We start from the raw sequence: 22,860 nt of genomic DNA, 5'->3' as shown, positions 1-22,860 counted from the left end.
CCCTTGTTTTAAGGCAAATCGCCGATCGGGCGGCGGGCGCATATCTATTTAAAAGTTAATAGGCACAATAAAACCCGCGACCGAATACTGCGTTCGGCGCGGGGCGTAAGTCGGTATATTAAAGATAAATAGGTTTTACGCGTTGGTTTGCCGACGTGAGGCAGTCGCGCGTTTGGCGCGAGCGCGCTTGCGTTTATCTGGCTTGGTTTTTTCGGGCTTTGGCTTGTACTTGGTCAGCCAGTAGGTAAAAAGATAGCCCGAACACAGCGCGGCAAACATGTACGGCGCGAGAACCGCGCCCGAAAATATTACATACAGCGTGAACCCCGCGCCCACCGTTATGACGGTCAACGCGTCGAGCACGAACGTTACGGGCAAAATATTCGTTCGCTTGGCGAGCGCGTTCGTGCCGATAAAAAGCAACCGCGCGAATATGCCCAGACCGAGGCAGAACAAAAAAGAGTACATTTCGCTCATTTGAAAATTCTCTTTAAAAGCGGCACTTTGGCTTGCGCGTACTTCATGCAGTCTATGTTGCCGCAGAACGACAGATTGCCGTCTGCGTCGTCGAACTTGACGATTTTAAGTTCGCTGCCCGTGATTATCAGTCTGCCCATGCACGTGGTCAGAGATATTTCGGTTTCGTTGGAGCTGTCCACACGGACGACGCCCGTCAGCGACGCTTTTTTGCGGTCGGACATGTTTATGCCGTGCGACGTGAATTTGGGCGCGGTTTGCGCAATAGTTTTGAGTTCTTTCATATCGATATTGTATGCCCGACGGCGCGCGGTTAGAATAGCGCGACGCGTTAAACTCGCGCTTCGGAAAGCGGCGACGTGTCGGCGCATTAACTTATATATAATAAATATATTGTATTTTATAAAGTGGAACTTTACGGCGGCGGCGGTCATATCATGAAGTATAAGAACCGCCGCGCAACCGTTTATCGACTTTTCGACAGATTTTTGCGCAGGCGGATTTTCGGAGAGTGAAATGACGCTCGGTCTTTGCATGATTGTCAAAAACGAAAGCGAAGTGCTTGCTCGCGTGCTCGACGTTGCGCAAAAGTTCGCCGACGAAATTGTCGTTGTCGATACGGGTTCGACCGACGGCACGGCGGATATTGCGTTGAAGTACACAGACAAGGTCTATTCGTTCGAGTGGCGCGACGATTTTGCCGCCGCGCGCAATTTCGCTCTGTCCAAAATCAAGTCCGACTATTGGATGTGGTTGGACGCGGACGACGTCGTTCCGACCGAAACCGCCAAAGCCGTCGCCAAGTTCATGCGCGGCGCGGACGGAAGCGTAGACGCGGTTATGCTTCCTTACGTGCTGGGCACGGACGGCAACGGCAAGCCGACTTTTTCGTATTTCCGCGAGCGCATTATAAAAAATACGCCGAGCATGCGTTGGCAGGGGCGGGTGCACGAGGCGGTCGCGGTGCGGGGCAACGTCGTGCGGTTGCCGTACAGAATTATGCACGCAAAACCCGAGGGGCGAAGCTCGGGCACGCGTAACCTAGATATTTACCGTAAGATGATAGACGAGGGCGTCAAACTGGAAGCGCGCGAACTTTACTATTTTGCGCGCGAACTGTATTACAACGGATTTATTTCGGACGCGGCGGAACGGTTTTCGGAGTTTATTGCCTTGCCCGACGGTTTCGCCGTCAACAAGGCGGACGCGTGTCTTATGCTGTCGCGCTGTCGGCAAAAATCGGGCGACTTGCGCGGCGCGCTCGACGCGGCGTTCTCGGGGTTTGCGTTCGGCTTGCCGACGGGCGAAGCGTGTTGCGAAATAGGTTCGCTGTTTTTCACGCTAAAAGACTACCGCGCCTCGGCGTACTGGTACGAGCGCGCGGCGCGAGCAAAACCCGATATTTCGTCGGGCGCGTTCGTGGACGGCGCGTGTTACGGATTTATCCCGCTTGTATGGCTGTCCGTTTGTTACGACAGGCTGGGCGACCGCAAAAAAGCATACCGCTATCACTGCCGCGCGCGCAAACTTTCACCCGAACATCCGAGCGTCGTTGCCAACGAACGCTACTTTTCCAAGCTGGGCTTTTCGTAATATTGTAACGCTTCGCTCGGCGATTTCGTATACCGATAGAAAAAGTCATTTAACAAAAGGAGGTCATCTATGTTTTTCAATTTCTTCAACCGACCGTGCGGCGACGATTGCGACTGCGATTGCGACCGTGAACCCGATTGCGAGTGCAAATGCTGTTGCGATAAGCCGAGCTGTCCGCTTCCGCCCCGTCCGACCCCGTGTTGCGTAGGTCCTACCGGCCCGACGGGCGCGCCCGGTCCCATCGGTCCGCGCGGCTATCCCGGCATGAACGGCGAACGCGGCGCAACAGGCGCGACGGGTCCGCAAGGCGTGCAGGGTATTCAGGGCGTTGCGGGTGAGCGCGGCGCGACGGGCGCGACAGGTCCGCAGGGTATTCAAGGCGTGCAAGGCATACAGGGCGTTACCGGCGCGACGGGCGCAACGGGCGCAAACGGAGCCGACGGCGCAGTCGGACCCACGGGCGCAACAGGCGCGACGGGCGCGCAAGGTATACAGGGTCCGCAAGGGTTGCAAGGCGTAACGGGTGCAACGGGAGCTACCGGCGCAACGGGCGCACAGGGTATTCAAGGACCGCAAGGTATACAGGGCGTTACCGGTGCGACGGGCGCAAACGGCGTTGACGGAGCAGTCGGTGCGACAGGTGCAACAGGCGCAACAGGCGCAACGGGTGCACAGGGTATTCAAGGGCCGCAAGGCATACAGGGTATAACCGGACCGACAGGTGCGACGGGCGCAACAGGTGCGGCAGGTGTAGACGGTGCAGTCGGCGCAACAGGCGCAACAGGTGCCACAGGACCGCAAGGCATACAGGGCGCGACGGGCGCAACGGGTGCGCAGGGTATTCAAGGACCGCAAGGCATACAGGGTATAACCGGACCGACGGGTGCAACAGGTGCGACGGGCGCAACAGGTGCGGCAGGTGTAGACGGTGCAGTCGGCGCAACAGGCGCAACGGGTGCGCAGGGTATTCAAGGACCGCAAGGCATACAAGGTATAACCGGACCGACGGGTGCAACGGGTGCGACGGGCGCAACAGGTGCAACAGGTGCGGCAGGTGTAGACGGTGCAGTCGGCGCGACGGGACCCACAGGCGCAACAGGTGCAACGGGCGTTGCCGATTTAAACGCTTACGGCGGTTTGTATAACACGACCCCGCAAACTTTAAACTTGACTGTCGGCGGCACGACGCAGTTGCCTATTCCGACGGCAATGCCGCTTAAAAACACTACCGCCGCGCCCGCGAACAGCATAACTGTCGAAAGTGCGGGCGTGTACGAAATCAACTACTATACCAACGTGTCGGCGGCGCTCGGAACCACCGTTACCATGTCGGTGCGTATAAACGGCACGGCTATTCCGCAAGCGACAATTTCGCGCGTGTTGTCGGTAGGCGTGGGGTCGCTCTATAACGGAAGTATAATAATAGCGCTCAATGCGGGCGACGTAATAGATATGGCGCTCTCCGCTTTGCTCGCTGTCGGCGTAACGCTCGGCGGCGGCGTAAACACGACCTTGACCGTAAAGCAAATCGGTGTGTAACGTTTTTTCGGCAACAGGTTAATTAAAGAATTCGGTAAACTTCGGCAACGTTATAACGTTATATTCAAGCCGCGCGCGATTTTTGTTCGCGCGCGGTTTTATCGTCCGCAAAGAAATTAAATTTCGGCAAACGGGCATAATACGTTATATGAGTACAGCGGTTAGAAGTAAGTTTAAAAAAGCGTTGCTGTCGTTGGCGTTGCTTGCGCTTGTAGTGTTGCTCGCGGGACTGTCGTTTTTGCCCGCAGTGAGAAAAACGCCCAAAACCGCGGCGACTTCGGCGGGGGGAGTGGACGGCGAAGCGTTGCGCGTCCTCGAAAGCTGTCGAGCATATGCCGCCGTTCACGATTTTCAAACTGTCATGAACGGAAAAATCAAAGCCAAGGTGTTCGGAGTGCCGTATACTCAAAACGTCCACGGCACTCGCAGAGTGTGCGGCGAGGAGTTTGCCGACGTTACGGAAAGCGTTTCCGCTTTTGTCAAAGCGGGGATTAAACGCGCGTGCGCGGACGGCAAATATACGGCGGCGCGCGGCAAGTACAAGAACAAAACGTTTGTGTACGGCGCGCCCGATTCGCTCGACCGCGACGGGTATGTCGCCGCTTACGGCATGCCCGCGACGGGTTTGGTCAAGTATAATTTGGACGATTCGATTATTGTCGCCGAGTGCGTGGGCGAAAATGTTTACCGTTATGTGCTGGACGTGCGCCGCGCCACGCAGTATTCGCGCAACGAAATAAAAACCATGCTCGGATCAAAGTCTTGTCCCGATTACGAATCGGTCGAGTTTACGCTGACCGCTGACGGCGAGCGCGCCGTCAAAATTACCGCAACTGAAAAATTTCGAGTGGATAACTTCGGCGGAACGCATTGCACGGCGCAATATACCGAAGTTTTCGAGTACGCCGAGCCTATTCTATAAGCGCGAGCGGTCTACGGTTTTTTGCGTTTTATGCCCTTGTAGCCGACGTTTGGACGCGGCGTGCGCCGCGCGTCGTCTTGCGTGCGTAACGGTGTGTCGGGCGTAGGGTTTTCGGAAATAGGTTTCGACGTCGCGTTAGATTGAGATTGATTTGATTCGGAAGACAACGGCATAGAACTTAATGTCGAGGGCGAATCGTCGTCCGTTATGTGGGAAAGCGCAGGCGCGTCGGGTTTAACGGGGGAGTAACGACCGCCGTCGGCGCGGGGAACGGCACGAGCGGGCGGGTGTTCTATGGCGTAAGCAATGCTGTCGAGACGCGACTGATAGGAGGCGGGCGAGCTTAAAGAGTGTTTGTCGAGCAGTTTGACAAAGCCCGTTTCGATATTTATGCGCGTCGGAATGAAATCGTCGGGCGGATACTGTTTGCCAACGATTTTTTCGTAACGATTACCGTCATTTTCCAAAATCAGTCGATAGACTTTTATTTCGGGCGGAGGCGAAGACGCATCGGGCGAGGTGATGGGCGTGCAGGAAATAATTTTGCTTACCTCGCGTAATTCATTGTCGTCGGGGATTGAGGCGATAAAACTGCGGTATGATTCAAGTTCCTTTTGCTCTTTGCGTTTACGAGAAAAATCTATCAGTTTGGAAATGACGAGTGATAATATTATCATAAGGCAAGAACAGCCGAACGCAATTCCGCCCGCAACGTAAAAGCCGAAACCAAACAGAAACATACTGCCGAATAGCAATCCGATGTAAACGACAGCAAATATTATACCAAACGCGCACGAGCGTTTGTCTTTAAAATGAGTTTTTTGCGACGACGAAGCAGAACTGTCGCCGTCGTCGCGAACGGGTCGGTTGTTATCCATACGAAAAATACTCCGAAAAAAGAGAAAAGGCGAAAGCGCGTGCGGCGCGGAATATGCGGAATAAATCCGCAAATGTGCCGCAGGATAGGTTACTTAAATAAAATAGCATATAACCAAAGGATTGTCAAACGTCGGCAAAATGCTTGACAAACGCCGATGTTTAATTTATAATGTAAAAACGAATGGAGAAGTACCCAAGTGGCTCAAGGGGCTCCCCTGCTAAGGGAGTAGTTCGGTAACACGGAGCGCGGGTTCAAATCCCGCCTTCTCCGCCAATCTGTGAACAGTACGACTTTTTATTATAAAATAATGGTACTGTTCATTTTTATATTCGGGATTCAAATTGTAAAACCCGTTTGTGCCGTTGGAAATGACATAAATCTTATTAGTAGTGACAAGTTGAACTTTATATTTTTATATTATAAGCAAAAGAGGTATTATGGACGCATCTGTTTACGAAAAAATTGAAACGGAAATTAAAACAAAAGATTATTATATGCGTGAGAGTTTTTTAAATAGTGTTGTATATATTGCGCTTTGTATTGTGCTACCTATGAATGTTTGGCTTGTTGTATTATATAAGTATATAGGGTGGATAGTCCTTGTGTTTGAAATTCTTTTATTTGCATTTATAATGCATATTATAAAGTTTAAATTGGTCTATCAAATTTCTCGTTTACATAATTTGAACAATGAAGACCCTGAAAGTACGGTGAAACGTTCGGAAATATTTAACTTAAAAAAAGTTGATCTAATAGCAAAAAAATTAAAAACTTGTAAGCCGAATATGTTAGAAATATTAAAACAATTCGGTATAACTACTAAAGATGGATTGGAAGAAGCAATTGAGCATTATAGATTTAAATTAAACAATTCTGCCCATATATCTGTAAATTTTTTAGCTTTATTTACATCGGGTGTCAGTATAATTAGTTTTTTTCTTAATTACGAAAACATTCAAATGAATTTTTCCAAAATTATAGTTATTATTATTTTGATTTTAATTTTTATTGTATATTTATTAGTTTTATATATTTATAGAACAATATTTTATAAATATAGCAAAAATGCGTTTTATTCCAGAATAGAAAACGCATTGTCAGAAATTAGAGCTTTAAATAAATTGACAACACGCGGAAGAAAGAAAAAAGAAGATAGAGCGTTGTCTAATATAACCGACATTAAATAATTTTGAGCATGCGATAAATTATAGTGTCGAAATATTGCATAATATAGGTTTGACAAGAGGTTATTTTTAGGATATAATCTTTTTATGGAAAACGACCGAGAAAAATTTAATGTTTCTATAAATAAAATATTGAAATGCGTAAAAAACGGAGATAAAAACAAAATGGATGAGTTGTTCTTAAAGTCGTTCAACCATTTTTACGCGTATGCGCTGTATCGTACATACAATAAAACGAGAGCCGAAGACGCCGTAATGGGAATGTATGAAAATATATTAAAATATATAGATTCATTTGACCCCGATAAAGGCGGCGTCGGCTGGATGGTTAAGATTTTAAACAGGGTAATTTATAATTTAAACAGCGACGAATTTGATAAGAAAAAGCACGAGCAAGCTATTGAGGATGATATAAACGCGACACAGTTAAATGACATATACGAAACTATCGGTTTGGCGGAAGCAGTTTCGGATTTGAGTGATAGCGATAAACAAATAGTGTTTTTATATTATTTTGAACGGAGAACGCTTAATGAAATTGCGAACAAGGTTAAGTTGAGTAGTTCGGCGGTACATAAGCGTTTACAGCAGATTTTAAAAAAATTAAAAAAGGTTTTGGAATAGATTATGCGCATAAACGGTTATATCTATTATCAGTTTTTAATTAGGAGTATTTATGAAAGGTAATAAGATAGACGACGCTATTGAAAGCGTCAATAACGAAAAAAAGACGGAGATGCGTGCGCAATTACATGCTCGTCTTGGTATACAAGTATGCGATGAAAAGCCAATAAAAAGACGGCGACGGTTTTTTGATTATAAAGCCATTGCGTTCGGTAGCATAGGCTTATGCGCAGTATGTCTTGCCATAATATTGCCTATTGCATTTCGTGATACGGCTCCAAATAAGCAAGATAGATATAAATATACTTCGTCTGAACTTTCACATTCAGATTTAGGATATAACGTTAAGGAATATGCTGAACTGTTAGGCAAAAATTTATTATATGTAGATTGGTACGATATTGCCGATGATTGCATAACGTCAAAATACTTTTTGCCTAATGATGAAAATAATATTATTTACATTTCAGAAGATTTATGCAACGGGGAAACCGGAGATCATGTCCGCATGCTCATTATCGAGAATAGTATAGATATAGATGCTTTTGAATTTATAAAGGAATCATGTGGTTTAACTTTCGAGTACAATAATATCCTTATAAAATGGTCATACGATACAGCTGCGTCACAAGCATACTTTGAGTATGATGGGTATGAATATATAATGCGTTTATTTGAACCGACGGAAAGAGAGGCAATATTGGATATAGCGAAAGATATGTTGCAAAAAAAATTATAAAAATTTTTATTTTTGGGGGAAAAAACCATTCATAATTTACTATTTATTAATGAGGGCGAGAAGCGCTATGCGTGACATATTTATAAGTCGGCATTTGATTGGGTCTGTTGCAATTTAAGGAGTTCATTATGAAAAAGAACAAAAAAACAGTAGTTTGGGTAATCGTATTTACGATTTTGTTGAGCCTTTCGGCAATGGCTTTTTTGGCGTGCGGTAACGGTAAAAAACATTACACGTTGAGCGCGCCGGAAGCCGAACATGTTTTTATTGATGCGTTTGACGACCATATTGATGTACAAGTTACATATATGCCGTATGACGATACGCCGTTGTTATTTATGATTACACCCGGTGGCGGACAATGGGAGGAGGCAAATAACGAAGCGGATAGAACTTCCAATCCTGCGCCGATGTTCACGCATCGATTTAGCGGGTTATCGCCTAATACGGAATATATTGTAAGCGTAAAATATAAGGGTAACGCCACTAATAACGATAGTGAGCCTTACACGCAAACAGTGACGACGCTGAAATATGTTCAAGCCAAACCCGAAGCAACATATACGCAAGCAAATAAAACGGTGACCGTCGAGAAAAACTCCCGACTCGAATATTCTTTTGACGGCGGAGCAACATTCGGTGATGAAAATATATTTACATTTGCCGAAAAAGGCGAAAAAATTATTAAAGTAAGATATAAAGAAACAACAGACAAGTATAAGAGCGACGAACAGATTATAAACGTTTACATTAGTGATTATTATGCCGGATTCGGTACGGCGGATGATCCTTATTTAATAGCGTCGTATGACAATTTCAGCGCGTTATCAGGTAATGAAAAAGGACTATATTATAAACTTGTGTCGGACATAACTTTCCCTGCGACTGCTGTTACTCCAATAGTGGGATTGCAATATAGTTATTTTGATGGCAACGGATATAAGTTAATAAATCCTATTATTTCACTAAATAAAAGAAATGAGAAGTGCGCTGTTTTCAAGGAAATCGGCGCGGTTAAAAATCTAACTGTGGATAATGCAAAAATAAATTATACTCCAGATGATACGGGCGATTATTATGTGGGCATTATTGCCGGCAGCGCGCAAGTCTTGGAAAATTGTAAAGTAAGCGGAGAAATTACTATTACACATACAGGCACTTACGGTGCAACTAGTTATATAGGCGGTGCGGTAGGTAGAATGCGCTCTGCACTCGGTTTGGATGAATACAAGGTCATAGATTCATATAGCGATGTAAAAATCAGATACTATTCGGTAAATAAAACGTCAAGATCATTGTATGTCGGCGGGCTGTTTGGCTCTGACGAAGAATCATCAAATTTGGATCATAAAATCGAATTTTCAGGTTGCGGCGCAAATGTGAATATAGAATTATTGGGCGTAAGTACTGTGCTTGTCGGTGGGCTTATAGGATATATGACGGGTGATATAACAAATAGTTATGCGACCGGGAAAATCGTGGTGGACGGTGACGGCAGCACTGCAAGTAACACGGTTATTTCCATAGGTGGGGTGGTCTCTAATGTAAATAATGGTAGTATAACTTCGTGCTATGCGGCTATGAATCTTACGGCTAATGGCGACGTACAAAACGTATATATCGGAGGTATTGCGCGGTCTGCAGCGGGTAAAAAAGAACAAGAATTGAAAAATTGCCTTTTCGTAGGTAATATTGCGATTACAGCGGGCGAGGATAAGCTCGCAATGTCGAATAGTTTGGCTGTGGGATTACTGCCATTGTATACCGTAAATAATTGTTATCATTCCGATAATTTGGTTGCTCCCGTTGTTACCGAGAAAACTATTGCTGTTGCGGAAGCAACGATTAAGACAGCGGCATGGCAACAAGAAACGTTAAAGTTTGATCCCGATGTTTGGAATATCGAGGATGGGAAGTACCCGACGTTAAAATAGTAAGAAACGGATTTAAAGCGAGGGAACAAATGATAAAATACGCCGTAAAATCACTCCTATTAAAGAATCGTATCCTCACTAATATGAAGCGCAAGCAAAGAAATAACTCTCGAAGCGTAAAGGTTGTTAAGCCCTAAACGGAGAACGGAACAAATGTGTTCTCGGTTTTTGCCCAAAGCATAAGCAATAGAATTGGAAACTGTCTTTGAAGTAATACCGCGCGAGGAAGCAATGCGGGAATAAAGGATATTGCTTTTACGATAGTTAAATAAACATTTTAAGACGGCGGCTTCTGCGATAAAAGAAAAGCCGTCTAAATGAATGGGTACGCCCCAAAGTTTAAGAGTGAGTTTGGCTTTGTAAAATAACAATTTTGTTTCATTGGACTTGACAATCATAATTTCCTCCTCGATATAAAACGGCACGCAAAAATAATTCTTCGATAGGCCAGGAAGAATTAGAAAGGCTAATGCCCTATGTAAAGACGGCAGGGGAACAAGACCCGCCGAATAATTACAATATAAACAAAGAAACCCCAAAAATCAACAATCTGCGTTGTTTCTTTTTTGGGGTTTTTGTTCGCAAAATTTTTGTAAACAATCTTTGATTTATTTAAATGTAGATATATAAAATCGTGTTGCGACGGGTTTATTGGACGAGTTTTATTATGTCGGCGGGAATATTGGCTATTTTGTCCGCGCCGGCGGATTTCAGTTCGGCTTCGTCGCCGTAACCGTACAGCACGCCTATCGATTTTATCCCGACGGCTTTTGCGCCGTCTATGTCAAAGTGTCTGTCACCGACCATGACGGCGGTGCGCTTATCGATATTGCAAGTTGCAATCGCGTATTCTATCACCTGCGCTTTTTCCGCGCGGGATTTGTCCAGCGACGCGCCGGCGACGTAATCGAAATATTTGTTGAGTCCGAAGTGTTCGATTATTCTAACCGACATGATTTCGGGCTTGGACGTCGCGACGTACAGCTTTTTGCCCGCGGCTTTGAGCGCGGCGAGCGTTTGCTCCACGCCGTCGTATACTTTGTTCTCTTTCCAGCCGCGGTCGTTGTAATACTCGCGGTAGAACTCCACCGCCAGCGCCGCTTTTCGCTCGTCGCCGCAAAACCGTTTCGTAAACGAATCGAGCAGAGGCGGACCGACAAAACACTTTAATTCCGATTTGTCGGGCGCCTGCTCGCCCAGTTCGCCGAGCGCGTACAGAACGCCGCCCGCAATGCCGTCGAACGAATCGGTCAGCGTGCCGTCGAGGTCGAATAGAATACTGTCGAACATGGTTTACTCCTTAATCGGCAAAAGGTTATTGCGTTCGGGATGAGTGAGCGCGGAGTGCACGCGCTCGAACGCGGCGGGCGTGACGTCGCACATTTTGTCTATAACGGACTTCATGACCTCGCGCTTGGTAAAGCCGTTTGCGGGGCAGGGATTGACGATTATCGGCGCGCCTACGTCCTTGACGAACGCGGCGGTTTCCTTTTCGCGCACGTACAGCAACGGGCGTATCAGTTTAATGCCCGAGCGGTCGAGGTAAGATTTCGGTTGCAGCGTGTTGAGCCGACCCTCGTACATCATGCCGAGTAAAAACGTTTCCACCATGTCGTCGGCGTTGTGACCGAGCGCAAGAGTATTAAAGCCCAGCTCGTTGAGCTTGCCGTCGAGCGCGCCGCGTCGCATTTTGGCGCACAGCGAGCACGGGTTTTTCTCCTTGCGCGCCTCGAAAACGATGGGCGCGATCTCGGTGCGCACTATGTGCAAAGGCACGTCCAAACTTTGACAGAGCGGATCGAGCGGCGAAAAGTCCGCGCCCGCGCCCGCATCGATAACGACGGCGCAAAGCTCGTACTTGTTCGGGCAGAACCGTCTGTACGCGGCGAGCGCATACAAAAGGGCGAGCGAGTCTTTTCCGCCCGACAGCCCGACGGCAATCCTGTCGCCGTCCGCCGTAAGACCGAAGTCTGCGTCGCACCGCCTGACCATGGACAATAATTGTTGAAGTTTCATCACGTCAAGTATACTGTAAAACGCGGGATTTGGCAAGCGTTACGCGCGATTGCGCACGCCTTGCGCGCCGCCGATAAAAAAATTATGTCGGACGGGGTATATATATCATGTCTGCGGCAATAATCGTGTGTATGAAAAAACTTATTCCCGTATGCAAAAAAACACTATGTATGTTGTTGTCCGCTTTAATAATTTTTTGCATTCCGTCTATATTTTTGGGGTGCATAGATAATAATACTTATGACGGCGAACTGTTGCGCTTACACATACGCGCGCACTCCAATGCGACGGTCGATCAAACGGTCAAGTTGAAGGTGCGCGACGCGGTAAACGACTTTATTGCCGACAATATCCGCAAATCGACTTTTGAGGAGGCGTATGCCGAGATCGGAGCGAACCTCGGCGCGATAACCGACATAGCGAACGGCGTTCTGCGCCGCAACGGATTTTATTACGGCGCGCGGGCGCGGCTCAACAACGAGTACTTCCCGTCGCGCATGTACAAAGACGTTACGGTGCCTGCGGGATATTACGACGCGCTTATTATCGAACTGGGCGACGGCAAGGGCGATAACTGGTGGTGCGTGGTGTATCCGCCGCTGTGCTACGGCGAGGACTTTGAATATAAGTCGTTCTTTGCGGAATTGTTCGGTTGACCGATAGGCGCGCGCCCTATCGGTCAGGCGTATGCGATACGGTCGATAAGTCGTTAGGCGCACCGTCGCCGAATAAAAACAAGGAAGAAAAACTATTACATGACAACAAACATCAAACGCGCGGTCATGCCCGCGATCTTGGCGGTGCTTGTGCTTGCGGTCGCGCTTTTAACGGCGGCGCCGACGGTGTTCGCGGACGTATTGAAAGGCAATACGTTTGCCAACGTCGCGGCGGTACAAGCTCGGCTCGCGACGCTCGGCTACTATTCGTCCACGGTTGACGGCAAGTGGGGTTCGCGCACGACGGCGGCGGTCAAACGCTTTCAGACGGACAACGGACTTAAAGCGGACGGCATTGTCGGCAGTTCCACCGAGAGCAAGTTGAGAATACGCCTGCCGATTACGGGCGGCATATCCTACGGCAAAACGGACGCGAACGTCGCGGCGGTGCAAGCTCGGCTCAAAACTTACGGTTATTATAAATCGACGGTGGACGGCATGTGGGGCAACGGCACGCTTGCGGCGGTGCTTCGCTATCAGTCGAACGCAGGGCTGACTGTGGACGGCGTGGTCGGCGGCGGCACGGCGAGCAAACTCGGCATAACGTTGAGCACGGCGAGCCGATCGGGCGGAATCAACAAAGGCAAGACCTACGACAACGTCAAAAAAGTCCAGTCCGCATTGAAATCGGCGGGGTATTTCACCTCGACGGTGGACGGCGTGTGGGGCAGACGGACGATGTGCGCCGTTATGCACTTCCAGTCGGACGCGGGCTTGACCGTGGACGGCGTGGTGGGTTCGGCGACCGAACGCAAGCTCGGCATAACGCTTACGAGCGGCGGAAGCAGTAACGGGTCGGGCACCGTCGGCGGAAGTTCGTCGGTGAGCGACAGCGACCTCAACCTGCTTGCGCGGTGCGTATACGGCGAATCGCGCGGCGAGCCGTACAACGGTCAGGTCGCGGTCGCGGCAGTCGTGCTCAACCGCGTAAGGTCGTCCAAGTTCCCCAACACAATATCGGGCGTTATCTATCAAAAGAACGCGTTTACTGCGGTCAACGACGGGCAAATTAACCTCACGCCCAACCAAACCGCGTACAACGCCGCGCGCGACGCGCTTAACGGCTGGGATCCGACGGGCGGGTGCCTGTACTACTACAATCCCGCGACCGCGACGTCGAGCTGGATTTGGTCGCTTACCGTGCATATTAAGATAGGCAGACACAACTTTGCGTTATAAGCCGCACTTTTGTTTCGCGCCGCTGTGCGCGGGATAAAAGGGCGATAAAATCCCGAAACTAAACTAAAACAAATAAACAAGGAAAAACACATGACTAACAATCTTAACGAAAAACGCAGTTATGCGGTAATAATAGCGGCGGTGGTTTCCGCCATGATCGTAATGGTCTGCGGGCTGGCGACGGGGCTTGTGTACGCAGTGCGCGAACGCCGTCAAGCCCCGCCCGACGACAGTAGACTGATTGCGGGATACTTGTTGACGGACGCGGCGTATAGCCTGCGCAACTCCATGTCGGCTTTAAGGCTGTGCAACGAACCCGAACCCGCCGAGGAAATAAACCGCACCGCGCTCGTGCATGCGGTAAGAGCGGAAACCGCGCTCGAATGTCACGACGACGATTGGGCGGGTAACAGAAGTAAGGAACAGTTTTTGAACGACGTTGCGACGGTGTTGCACTCGTACACGCCCGAACAGACGATTGAACTTTCCGAAAAACTTTATGAATATTCCGCAAAGTTCTACGTCAGCGTTATCGGCGGCGCGGAGTTTGAATACAACGGCGAGCTTATAGAGTCGAACGGCGTGCAGGAAGACGAAGAACAGGTCGAAGTGACGCAGGAGCAAAAGGACGAAGCTCAAAAAATAGTGGAAGCCGCGCTCGAAACAGAGCGTTCGGAGTTTGTCGGCGCGTGGGGCGAACACATGGAGTTTTATATCGAGCGCGACGGCAAGACGGGTTATGCGCTTGTGTGCGACAGCAAGATAATAGAATACTCGTTAATGCGCGAGGACGACGCGGAGCACACGGACGTGGACGAAGCGGAACGGCTTGCGCTCGAAGCGGCAAAGGCGTGCGGGTTCGATCACCTCACCGTCAAATGGAGCGTTGACTTGGGCAAGTCCGTCGGCGTGATAATGTGCAAGTCCTACGGCGGCGCGCTCGCAACCGACGACTGTGCCAACGCGGTTGTTTCCGGCGGCGAAGTGGTGGCTTTTTCGGCGGGCAAGTGCGAAACCGAACATAAGGATATACCGTCCGTCAAAAAGACCGAAAGGGAAGCGCGCCGCGCGACAAAGGACGGCGACAAAGGCACGCTCGTCGTGCGCAACATCAACGGCAAAGAACGCATTTGCTACGAATATCGTTACGACCTCGAAGACGGCGTGCATTACGTTTACGTTTGCGCCGAAAACGGCAAACAGATACAAGTTAAATAATAAAACCTATCACCATAGAAACAAAAAAAGCGCTTATGCGCTTTTTTTGTTGGTTGAAACGACTTATTTTTATGTCAAAGCGGAATTGCGGGAGTGTGACTGTTGACATAAAAATAATCATATTTTGAAAATGGGGGGGGCATTATGTGGGCGAGCGGTAAAGGCTTAACAGTTGTGCGGCGGTTCGCCTTGATCCCTCGGCGTTGCTCGGGATGATGGGGAAAGATTAAGTGAATAGATAAGAGATGAAAGATAATAGTTGAGGAAGTTTTGCTCTGCGCAAAACTTGATTTAATATAGATAAGTCTACACTCCCATCATTTCGACCGAAGCCACATGATTTTGCATGCATTTAATCGGGTGAAAACTAAATCGACAATTAAAGTAAACACACGAAGGGAATCCAATCTGTGATTGGCGGAGAAATCAAGGCGAAGCCGCATGCTAATTACGACTATTTATATGTCAAAACGGAATTACGTGAGCGTGACCGTTGACATAAAAATAATCATATTTTGAAAACGGGGGGCATTATGTAGGCGAGTGGTAAAGGCTTAACGGTTGTGCGGCGGTTCGCCTTGATCCCTCGGCGTTGCTCGGGATGATGGGGAAAGATTAAGTGAATAGATAAGAGATAAAAGATAATAGTTGAGGAAGTTTTGCTCTGCGCAAAACTTGATTTAATATAGATAAGTCTACACCCCCATCATTTCGACCGAAGCGAGCGTCAGCGAGCGGAGCGGAGAAATCAAGGCGAAGCCGCATGATAATTACGACTATTTTTATGTCAAAGCGGAAAGACGGGAGCATGACCGTTGACATAAAAATAATATGTTTTCGACAACGGCAACAAAAAAGACCCGTTTTGCGGGTCTTTGGCGGTTTAAGTCATTCGATTATTTATATCGCGGAATTTACTTCATTTCGAGCGTGGACATTATATAAGTTATACCTTCGGGATAATCGGAAGTGTAGTCTATATAGTAACGATACCCTTTATACTCGAACTTTGCAAACGCTTTGCCCGCTTCCTCTATAACTCGGTATTCGTATTCCACTAAATCTGTGGTTTCTTTATTGGGGAGGTTCTCGAAGCGTGGATAGTTGGCGACTTTATAATTATTTACAAATACAATCGATATAGATAGTTGACCGTCAAACACATGTAGAGACATTGAGGTGTAAATAGGTTTATTATTTTTATTGTAACTGTGAAGTGAATATGACGAATGATATAAATCTAAATTTGGCACTAAAATATCAAATTCACCAGTTAAATCCTCGTAAGTTATAGTGCTTGCCGTTAAATCAACATCATAATAGAATGTAGGCTCGGCGTTACTCGGTGCGGACTTGTGCGGAATAAGAAAAACGCAACACAAAACTGCGCAAAGAACGGCGGAAGCGGTCGGCGCAAAGCAAAGCCAAAACTTCTTTTTTCTGTTCGTTTGCGTTTTAGTTTTAGGGGGCAAAGCGTTTGCCTGTGCAAGCGCATGCGCGCGCACTTCGAGTTCCGCAGGCGGTTCGAGTTCGCTTCCGTCGTGAGTATTCTCCGTGAGTTCGCTCAACCGTTCCCCTATAAAATTTTTGTTCCTTTTTGCCATTAAGCACCTATACTATAGTTACCGCGAGAGCCTCGTAAATGTTTTCTTTATCGTTTATTCTCATATATCCGTTTGTTATATTAGAAAGAGCTGTGGAAATTTTTAGATATTTATCGCTTCTGAATTTAGAGCCGCTCGCATTGTAGTAATCTACATCCAAATATCCGCAACCTACCATCGCATGATTTACAGTGTAATATGTAGTGCTGATATGATCCGCATCATCGTAAGGCAACACCCCGTCATTAACATTAAACGACATAAGGAATAGCGCAATGGGTTTACCGTTTTTAACTTGCGTTTTGTAGCTGTCGTAATCGAACGCGCCGCCCGATTTGACGCTTGCGTAGGTTGCCGTATAGCCTTGTCTTTTGGCGTAATTGTATAAACCCGTTTTGAAATTGGGCACATTCGTTCCGTTTGTCACGTTGGTTTTCATGTCGTAATACAGTTGATCTATAACCGCGGACGTTTCTGCGGATTGTAAATAATATCGTGTTCTGTTATTTACCGTATAAATAGTAGAGTAATTAGGTATAAGATTAGGACAAAATATGTCGTAATAACCGAGAATAATACCGCCCGATATATTTGCGCACGCGTTGCGGTAAGACGATATGCTGTAAGTAGGCAAGCCGTAATTAAAAGTAAACGTCGCGGTTTCGCGTCTGGCGTAATTTATTTCTTCGTAAACTGTGTCGTAGTTTTCGTAATCGTCGTCCGCGCCGAAGCCGTGTTGTTCTATCGCGTCCAGTTGTGTATTTGTCAATTCCGCGTCGGAAGTAATTTCGTAATACGCGCCGTCCTTATAATCTATATAAGTGAACATGTCGAGGTAAACTTTTTTGCCTTGCGCGTCGGCGAAAGGCGAGGGCGCGTCGAAAAATATTTCCATTACGTCGTAATAAACATTGCCGACGGAGTCCGTTTCGGACGTCATAAGCGCGTAACACTGTTCGTCTTGAATAGTGAACACGTATTCCAGTCCGTTCGCTTCGAGGTCTTTATTATATGTATAGTCTATTTGGTAGCCGCCCTCCGGGGTATAACCCATGTCGGACAGCGTGACTTCGAGGTACTCGGTAGGGTCTTGGTTGGCATAGCTTTTGGCTTGAGCGTCGTTGCTCCAAGCGGGCGCCGCGAACGCGGTCGCCGCGCACAAACAAGCAACGGTCAAAGCCGCAAACTTTGTCTTTTTAGTCATTTGTAAGAACCTCCGAGCGGGTGCATAATTTTTCAAGTTTATTATATATAAGGTAAAAATGGCAAGCAATATACAAATTGTACAAGAAATATCGTATATGTTTATTTTTGTGCGTATTTTAATCTGTCGGCTGTTTACGGAATTATAGTGCGAAATTTGTAAAATAAGCGTTATAATTGTGGAAAATTGTTGACAGGAGCGGAAATCGGTGGTAAAATAATCGAGGTTACGCGCGCGCATTATTGCGGCGGTATGTTCGTAAATATATACGGATAGCGGTAGACGTAGTTCGGCTTGCGCGAGCGGTTTTTAAGTAATCAAATATCAAAGGAGATAGGTATGAAAAAGTGTTTCAGTTGCGGCTTCGATAACGAGGACGATTCCAAGTTTTGCGCCACGTGTGGCGCGGCGCTTGCTCCGTCCGATCCTGTCGAGCCTGCCAAAAGCGATCCGTTTGTCGAGCAGATTATGCCGACGGTGAGCGCGTCGGAGGGCGGACAACAGCCGACGACCGTCGAACAGAAAGGCGGGTTTAAAGCAAAGTTCAATTCGGCGAAAAACAAAACCGTCGAGTTTGAAAAAAAGCACAGCGTTATTCTTAACGCGATTGTTGCGGTGTGCGCGCTTGTAATCGCGCTCGTCGCGCTGTTTGCGCCTATTAAAACTGTGCAATACGTTTCCGTTGTCGGTTATAACATGGAAGTGGAAGACCTTGACGAAGGCGATAAAAGCGTAACTTACTGTTATACGGAAGTCAATCAGTCTATATGGCAGATGATAGGCTCGATAGGCTATATTAAAGCGAACGATGAGGACAAGATAAAGTTTGCCGAACAGCTTTCGGGAATAAAAAAGAACATCGGTATGGAAGTAGCGGCGTGGGCATTGGCGCACCCCGACGCGGACGAAGTGGAGCAAATGTCGGCAATGGCGGATATTGTCGCCGATAATTTGTCCGACCTCAACTATTTGGGCTATATTATGGCTATGAAGGGATCGAGCGGCGTGGACGGCGAGGACGTCGGCATATCGATTTCGGGCGATTATTGGGCGGCGGTTTTGAGCATGGCGTTCGGACTGGCGATAACCGTTATCGCTATGGTAATTGCCGTGTTCTCGTTAGTGCGTCTTATACTCGCGATTATCGGCATGGCAAAAAAGAAACTGCAACAAAAACTTTATAAGTATCTCGGACTTATGATCGCTCTGTCGGGCTCGGGGCTTGCGTGCATGTTTGCCGCGCCCATGCTCAAAGCGGGCGGCGGCATGTTTGCGGTAGCGTTGTTCTCGGCGATTGCGTACTTGATATGCGGCGGCGTGGGAGCGTTGCTCGCAGGAAAGGATCGCAAGATAATAATTATCAAACGCGCGATAATAGCGACCGTCGCAATAGTTGCGTTCTTTATGCTTACAACCAACGTTTTCTCCATTACCGTGCTCGATTCGGACGGCGCGTCCGAGTCTATGAACGTGCCCACCGGTTACGGCATTTACGGCATGCTCGCCACGCTCGACTTAATGGACGCCATGGGCGAAAACGCGGCGGCGAGTCTGCTGTTGCGCGTGGCAAGCGGATATATCGGCGTAGTTTTCTATATCTTAATGGCGGGGTTTGCCATATCGTATGCGCTCACCGCTATGAAGCGGTCGCTCAAACGCCTTGCGTTCGGCGAAGTATCAAAATCCAAAAGCACGCCGTTCATGATAGCTTCCGCCGTGTTTATGCTTATTTCGATAATCGTCGGATTGGCGTTGTCGGAAATGTTAATAGAAAAACTTGCGGCGGTGTTTGGCGATAATACGGAGTTTGACCGCAGCATGGAGTGGACGATGCGCGCGCAAGTGTGGGTGTCCATGATTATGCTTATAATCGCCGCGGTGTTCGACTTGGCGTTTAAGCCCGCGGGTAAACAACCCGCGCCCGCCGAGGCGCAACAACCCGTTGCGTAAAACAGTAAACGCAAAATAAATTCAACAACAAAAAGAGGTCGTACAATCGACCTCTTTTGCTTTGTGCTTTTTTGTTGAGTTTATAACCGTTTGTCGGTTGCGGATTGTGCCGCAATCGTCTTGCTATTAAATTTGCACGGACACGACGGTCGTGCCGAAGTCGGAATATTTGGCGGAAGTAGTCGCCTTAACGTTGCCGTTTGTGCCGTCGGCGGAGAAGTTTGCACTGACAACCGCTGTTGCGGTGGAGAGTTTGCCGTCGTACACGTTGTATTCCGCAGTTGCTTTGAGCGAGCCCATATTTAAGCCCGCAACGCCGTTCAAGTCGTCAATCGCGTCTTGCAGATAAAGATCGAACTTTTCGGAATTGAGCTTAAAGCCGCTGTTGGTTTTGATAAAATAGGAATAGTCGTTTTCGATTTCGCCGACGGAGCCGACTTCGGACAAATCCATGTACGATTCGACCCATTCGGCGTCGCCGCCCTCTTTCATGTACAGCGTATAATCGCCGTTAAATCCGTTGTTGCTTTCAAACTCGACATAGAGTTCGGTCGTTTCCGTCTCCGTATGATTGAGCATGGACGCGGACGACACGATTACTATATGCGCGCTGTCGGCAGTGCATTTGAACGTGCTGTTGGTCTTCATAGTCATGCTTACGGACATGCCCTGCGCGGATGCGGTGGTTACGACGGTCATGTCGTAGACCATGGTGCAGTTTATGTACTTGGACGGGTCGAACACTTGATCGTAATACGCTTTCGTCAGCACGTCGCCCGCTACGAGCGCGGGGGCGTAATATCTGTACTCGTTGCCGATCTTGACGACGTAAACTTTAATCTTTTTTACGTTTTCCGTCGCGGAAGCGTAAACGTTATACGCGGCGACCGCGCTTTCGGTGTAGTTTACAAAACCTTTTTCTGCGGATACGACCGCGGTTTTTTCGGCGTCGGTCAAGTTGAGCTCGGCTATTTCTTCCTCGGTCATGTCCGCTTGCTTTTCGTAAGACTCAAACTTGGCGGCGGTTGCGTCGCCGCCGCAACCGATAAACGCAAACGCGGAAGTCGCCGTCATTACCGCGGCTACCGCGATAGTTGCAAATCTTTTTTTCATTTCCTTATCTCCTTTTTGCCGCATAATTTTTTCACGGCATGCACACAGTATATCACCGTGCGGCAGGAGTGTCAACCGATTGCCCGGCATGTCGAATATTGTCAAAAATTGTAACAGAACAACGTGACAGATTGGCGCGCCGTAAAAGCCTACTGCGATAAACGCTTTTTGTATTCGGACGGGGTAACGCCGTACTTTGCCGAAAACGCGCGCGTAAAGTACGACATGTTGTTAAACCCGACGGTCGCCGCCGCCTCGGTCACGCCGACGGCAGGCTCGGCGAGTTTTTGCGCCGCGATTTCCAGCCTGTAATCTACGACGTACCGAGTGAAACTTTTGCCCGTAAGGTCTTTAAACAGTTTCATAAAATGCGACGGGGAATAGGAACACATAGCCGCCGCCGCTTCCACGCTCAACTCATCGGCGTATTCGGACTTGATGTAGTCGAGCAGGATTTTCAGCTTGTCGTAATTGTTTTTAAGCGAAATTTCCGCCGCGGCGGTGGGTACGGCAAACCTGTGCAGTACGTCGATTATCGCAAACAGCTCGGATTTAATTTTTAGCTCGTCGGTTTGGATTTTGTGACGGTTGTCTATTAGGTAGGCGACATGCGGCAAAAGCTGTTTGTAATATTCCGATTTGCGCTCGGCAAAGATGGGCGGCAGTTCGGTTTGGCAGTACAGCGGTTTTAGGTATTTTTCATAGCACACGTCGTTGGCGGAATTGTCGAGCAGGGAAAAATTGAACAGTACGTTAAAATACCGCATACCGCGCTCGCTCTCTATCGCGTGGACGGATTGCGGCGGCACGGTTATAATATCGCCGCGTCCCACTTTTTGCTCGTGCGATTGCACCGTTATTACGCCGCTCCCGCTCTCTATATATATAATTTCCGCATCGTCATGCCAATGCAAGGGGAACGACCGCATATCTCTCGGTATATCGCTTTTGTAAACCGCATACGGGAACGAAAGTTGCCCGTGCGTTTTGGTTTCGTGAAGGTCGTTAGCGTTGGTCATGGCGCGCCTCGCTGCTTTCAATAGTATTGTGTTACGAAACTCGGATATTCATGCGAGAATTATACAACGTTTAGATGTATAATGCAAGCAAAAATATACAAAAAAGGAGAAAATTTGCAGTGGAAAATTTTTAAAATTTTCCGCGTGAAAATATCTAACCAAAGGCAAAAAAAGCAACGTAAAACCGCGCTTACGGGGCGCGGTTTTAAAACGTTTATTCTTGTGATTACTTTTGTTCGCCGTCGGGGTTTTCGCTCTCGACCGTTTTGTCGTCGTCCTGCGGCGCGTCGGGGGCGGGGACAAGCTCCGCGTTTTTCAGCGCGAAATTTGTAACCTGTCTTGCGGCTATCGCACAGCCGAGCGCGGCGGCGCACACAAACAGCGCGCCCAAACCTACGCCGTCGTAATGTATGCACACGAACGACAGTTCGAGCACGACCATAACGGCGTTTATTACCATATATACTTCCGCGCCGAAAAACGCGCGGTATTTAAACCCGTTACGCGGCGCGTACTCGATCGGTATGCGCTTGCGAAATTTGTACCGAGTCATGTTCATTATAACGATCCAAATCGACGTGCCGAGCATGACGAACACTATCCACATATACGCATACGAGTACGACGGGATTTTGTGTGTGACGTATTCCAGTCCGCCCTGCGGCATGAGCAATACCACGACTTGGAGCATAAACGCTATGATTGTGAGCGTGGTGCGGATAAACGCTTGCTCCGCCAACTTCTTTTCGTCGGTGTCCACATAATAATATGCGCCGGACAAGCGTTGCTTTTTCTTTTTTGTCGGTTCGGCTTGTTGCGGCGCGCCGTCTTGCGCGGCGTTACCGCCGCCGTCCGAATTTTGCGCGACAGTCTCGCTCGCGCCGTCGGCGACGGGCGAAGTCTGTTCGTCTATTTTTTTGTATTCGGATTTGTCGTGCGGATTTTTCAT

General features: G+C 48.2%; 22 protein-coding genes and 1 tRNA gene. 12 read left to right on the top strand and 11 right to left on the bottom strand.

Annotated features, from left to right (window positions below; genetic code table 11):
• Positions 1–135 precede the first annotated feature (135 nt).
• Complete coding sequence (locus NFR57_RS04690; RefSeq protein ID WP_251182679.1) at positions 136–477, bottom strand: hypothetical protein; 342 nt, start codon at positions 475–477, stop codon at positions 136–138.
• Positions 474–761 (bottom strand): YabP/YqfC family sporulation protein, encoded by a 288-nt coding sequence (locus NFR57_RS04685; protein ID WP_251182678.1) that lies wholly within the window; start codon positions 759–761, stop codon positions 474–476. Before NFR57_RS04685 ends, NFR57_RS04690 begins: the two co-directional genes overlap by 4 nt.
• A gap of 232 nt (positions 762–993) precedes the next feature.
• Between NFR57_RS04685 and NFR57_RS04680 the strand changes: the two genes are divergently transcribed.
• The 3 genes from NFR57_RS04680 (at position 994) to NFR57_RS04670 (ending at position 4,531) form a co-directional block, all read left to right on the top strand.
• Complete coding sequence (locus tag NFR57_RS04680; RefSeq protein ID WP_251182677.1) at positions 994–2,070, top strand: glycosyltransferase; 1,077 nt, start codon at positions 994–996, stop codon at positions 2,068–2,070.
• 264 nt (positions 2,071–2,334) lie between these two features.
• On the top strand, positions 2,335–3,609 hold the full coding sequence (locus NFR57_RS04675) for a BclA C-terminal domain-containing protein (RefSeq protein WP_420840777.1): 1,275 nt from the start codon (positions 2,335–2,337) through the stop codon (positions 3,607–3,609).
• 148 nt (positions 3,610–3,757) lie between these two features.
• The gene (locus NFR57_RS04670) at positions 3,758–4,531 is read left to right on the top strand and encodes a hypothetical protein (protein ID WP_251182676.1); all 774 of its coding nucleotides are present in this window, start codon (positions 3,758–3,760) and stop codon (positions 4,529–4,531) included.
• An 11-nt stretch (positions 4,532–4,542) separates the two neighbouring features.
• Here NFR57_RS04670 and NFR57_RS04665 read toward each other — a convergent pair whose 3' ends face one another.
• Positions 4,543–5,409, bottom strand: coding sequence for a GtrA family protein (locus NFR57_RS04665; protein WP_251182675.1), 867 nt, complete (start codon positions 5,407–5,409; stop codon positions 4,543–4,545).
• A 184-nt stretch (positions 5,410–5,593) separates the two neighbouring features.
• Here NFR57_RS04665 and NFR57_RS04660 point away from each other — a divergent pair.
• The 5 genes from NFR57_RS04660 (at position 5,594) to NFR57_RS04640 (ending at position 9,892) form a co-directional block, all read left to right on the top strand.
• Positions 5,594–5,684, top strand: a tRNA-Ser gene (locus tag NFR57_RS04660).
• 164 nt (positions 5,685–5,848) lie between these two features.
• Positions 5,849–6,598: a hypothetical protein gene (locus NFR57_RS04655; protein WP_251182674.1), complete on the top strand. Its 750-nt coding sequence runs from the start codon at positions 5,849–5,851 to the stop codon at positions 6,596–6,598.
• 84 nt (positions 6,599–6,682) lie between these two features.
• Positions 6,683–7,219 carry an RNA polymerase sigma factor gene (locus tag NFR57_RS04650; RefSeq protein WP_338022266.1) on the top strand — a complete coding sequence of 179 codons (537 nt, stop codon included), beginning with the start codon at positions 6,683–6,685 and terminating at the stop codon, positions 7,217–7,219.
• A 52-nt stretch (positions 7,220–7,271) separates the two neighbouring features.
• On the top strand, positions 7,272–7,958 hold the full coding sequence (locus NFR57_RS04645; RefSeq protein ID WP_251182673.1) for a hypothetical protein: 687 nt from the start codon (positions 7,272–7,274) through the stop codon (positions 7,956–7,958).
• 128 nt (positions 7,959–8,086) lie between these two features.
• The gene (locus NFR57_RS04640) at positions 8,087–9,892 is read left to right on the top strand and encodes a GLUG motif-containing protein (RefSeq protein WP_251182672.1); all 1,806 of its coding nucleotides are present in this window, start codon (positions 8,087–8,089) and stop codon (positions 9,890–9,892) included.
• A 59-nt stretch (positions 9,893–9,951) separates the two neighbouring features.
• Here the strand turns inward: NFR57_RS04640 and NFR57_RS04635 are convergent, their stop codons facing one another.
• The 3 genes from NFR57_RS04635 to NFR57_RS04625 all read right to left on the bottom strand — a co-directional run bounded on the left by NFR57_RS04635 (position 9,952) and on the right by NFR57_RS04625 (position 11,908).
• Complete coding sequence (locus NFR57_RS04635) at positions 9,952–10,290, bottom strand: hypothetical protein (RefSeq protein WP_251182671.1); 339 nt, start codon at positions 10,288–10,290, stop codon at positions 9,952–9,954.
• Positions 10,291–10,540: 250 nt separating this feature from the next.
• Positions 10,541–11,182: an HAD family hydrolase gene (locus NFR57_RS04630; protein WP_251182670.1), complete on the bottom strand. Its 642-nt coding sequence runs from the start codon at positions 11,180–11,182 to the stop codon at positions 10,541–10,543.
• Between the two features lie 3 nt (positions 11,183–11,185).
• Positions 11,186–11,908 carry a tRNA 2-thiocytidine biosynthesis TtcA family protein gene (locus tag NFR57_RS04625; protein ID WP_251182669.1) on the bottom strand — a complete coding sequence of 241 codons (723 nt, stop codon included), beginning with the start codon at positions 11,906–11,908 and terminating at the stop codon, positions 11,186–11,188.
• Between the two features lie 131 nt (positions 11,909–12,039).
• On the opposite strand from NFR57_RS04625, the gene NFR57_RS04620 reads away from it, so the two are divergent.
• From NFR57_RS04620 to NFR57_RS04610, 3 genes are all read left to right on the top strand, one after another.
• Positions 12,040–12,564, top strand: a complete 525-nt coding sequence (locus tag NFR57_RS04620) for a stage II sporulation protein R (protein ID WP_251182668.1) — start codon at positions 12,040–12,042, stop codon at positions 12,562–12,564.
• A gap of 99 nt (positions 12,565–12,663) precedes the next feature.
• The gene (gene sleB / locus NFR57_RS04615) at positions 12,664–13,803 is read left to right on the top strand and encodes a spore cortex-lytic enzyme (RefSeq protein WP_251182667.1); all 1,140 of its coding nucleotides are present in this window, start codon (positions 12,664–12,666) and stop codon (positions 13,801–13,803) included.
• A gap of 90 nt (positions 13,804–13,893) precedes the next feature.
• On the top strand, positions 13,894–15,021 hold the full coding sequence (locus NFR57_RS04610; RefSeq protein WP_251182666.1) for a hypothetical protein: 1,128 nt from the start codon (positions 13,894–13,896) through the stop codon (positions 15,019–15,021).
• A 914-nt stretch (positions 15,022–15,935) separates the two neighbouring features.
• Here the strand turns inward: NFR57_RS04610 and NFR57_RS04605 are convergent.
• Together NFR57_RS04605 and NFR57_RS04600 are read right to left on the bottom strand one after the other, a co-directional pair.
• A complete protein-coding gene (locus NFR57_RS04605) occupies positions 15,936–16,625 on the bottom strand; it encodes a hypothetical protein (RefSeq protein WP_251182665.1) in 690 nt (229 codons plus the stop codon).
• Between the two features lie 7 nt (positions 16,626–16,632).
• On the bottom strand, positions 16,633–17,829 hold the full coding sequence (locus tag NFR57_RS04600; RefSeq protein WP_251182664.1) for a hypothetical protein: 1,197 nt from the start codon (positions 17,827–17,829) through the stop codon (positions 16,633–16,635).
• A 339-nt stretch (positions 17,830–18,168) separates the two neighbouring features.
• Here NFR57_RS04600 and NFR57_RS04595 point away from each other — a divergent pair, with 339 nt between their 5' ends.
• Positions 18,169–19,779 (top strand): zinc ribbon domain-containing protein, encoded by a 1,611-nt coding sequence (locus tag NFR57_RS04595; RefSeq protein ID WP_251182663.1) that lies wholly within the window; start codon positions 18,169–18,171, stop codon positions 19,777–19,779.
• 126 nt (positions 19,780–19,905) lie between these two features.
• On the opposite strand, the gene NFR57_RS04590 is transcribed toward NFR57_RS04595, so the two are convergent.
• The 3 genes from NFR57_RS04590 to NFR57_RS04580 form a co-directional block, all read right to left on the bottom strand.
• Positions 19,906–20,892, bottom strand: coding sequence for a hypothetical protein (locus NFR57_RS04590; protein ID WP_251182662.1), 987 nt, complete (start codon positions 20,890–20,892; stop codon positions 19,906–19,908).
• A gap of 149 nt (positions 20,893–21,041) precedes the next feature.
• Positions 21,042–21,932 (bottom strand): helix-turn-helix domain-containing protein, encoded by an 891-nt coding sequence (locus NFR57_RS04585; RefSeq protein WP_251182661.1) that lies wholly within the window; start codon positions 21,930–21,932, stop codon positions 21,042–21,044.
• Positions 21,933–22,137: 205 nt separating this feature from the next.
• Positions 22,138–22,860, bottom strand: coding sequence for a hypothetical protein (locus NFR57_RS04580; protein WP_251182660.1), 723 nt, complete (start codon positions 22,858–22,860; stop codon positions 22,138–22,140).

Source organism: Anaerocaecibacter muris, from assembly GCF_943192945.1.
Taxonomy (GTDB): domain Bacteria; phylum Bacillota; class Clostridia; order Christensenellales; family Pumilibacteraceae; genus Anaerocaecibacter; species Anaerocaecibacter muris.
This window is presented reverse-complemented; position numbering and strand designations above follow the sequence as displayed.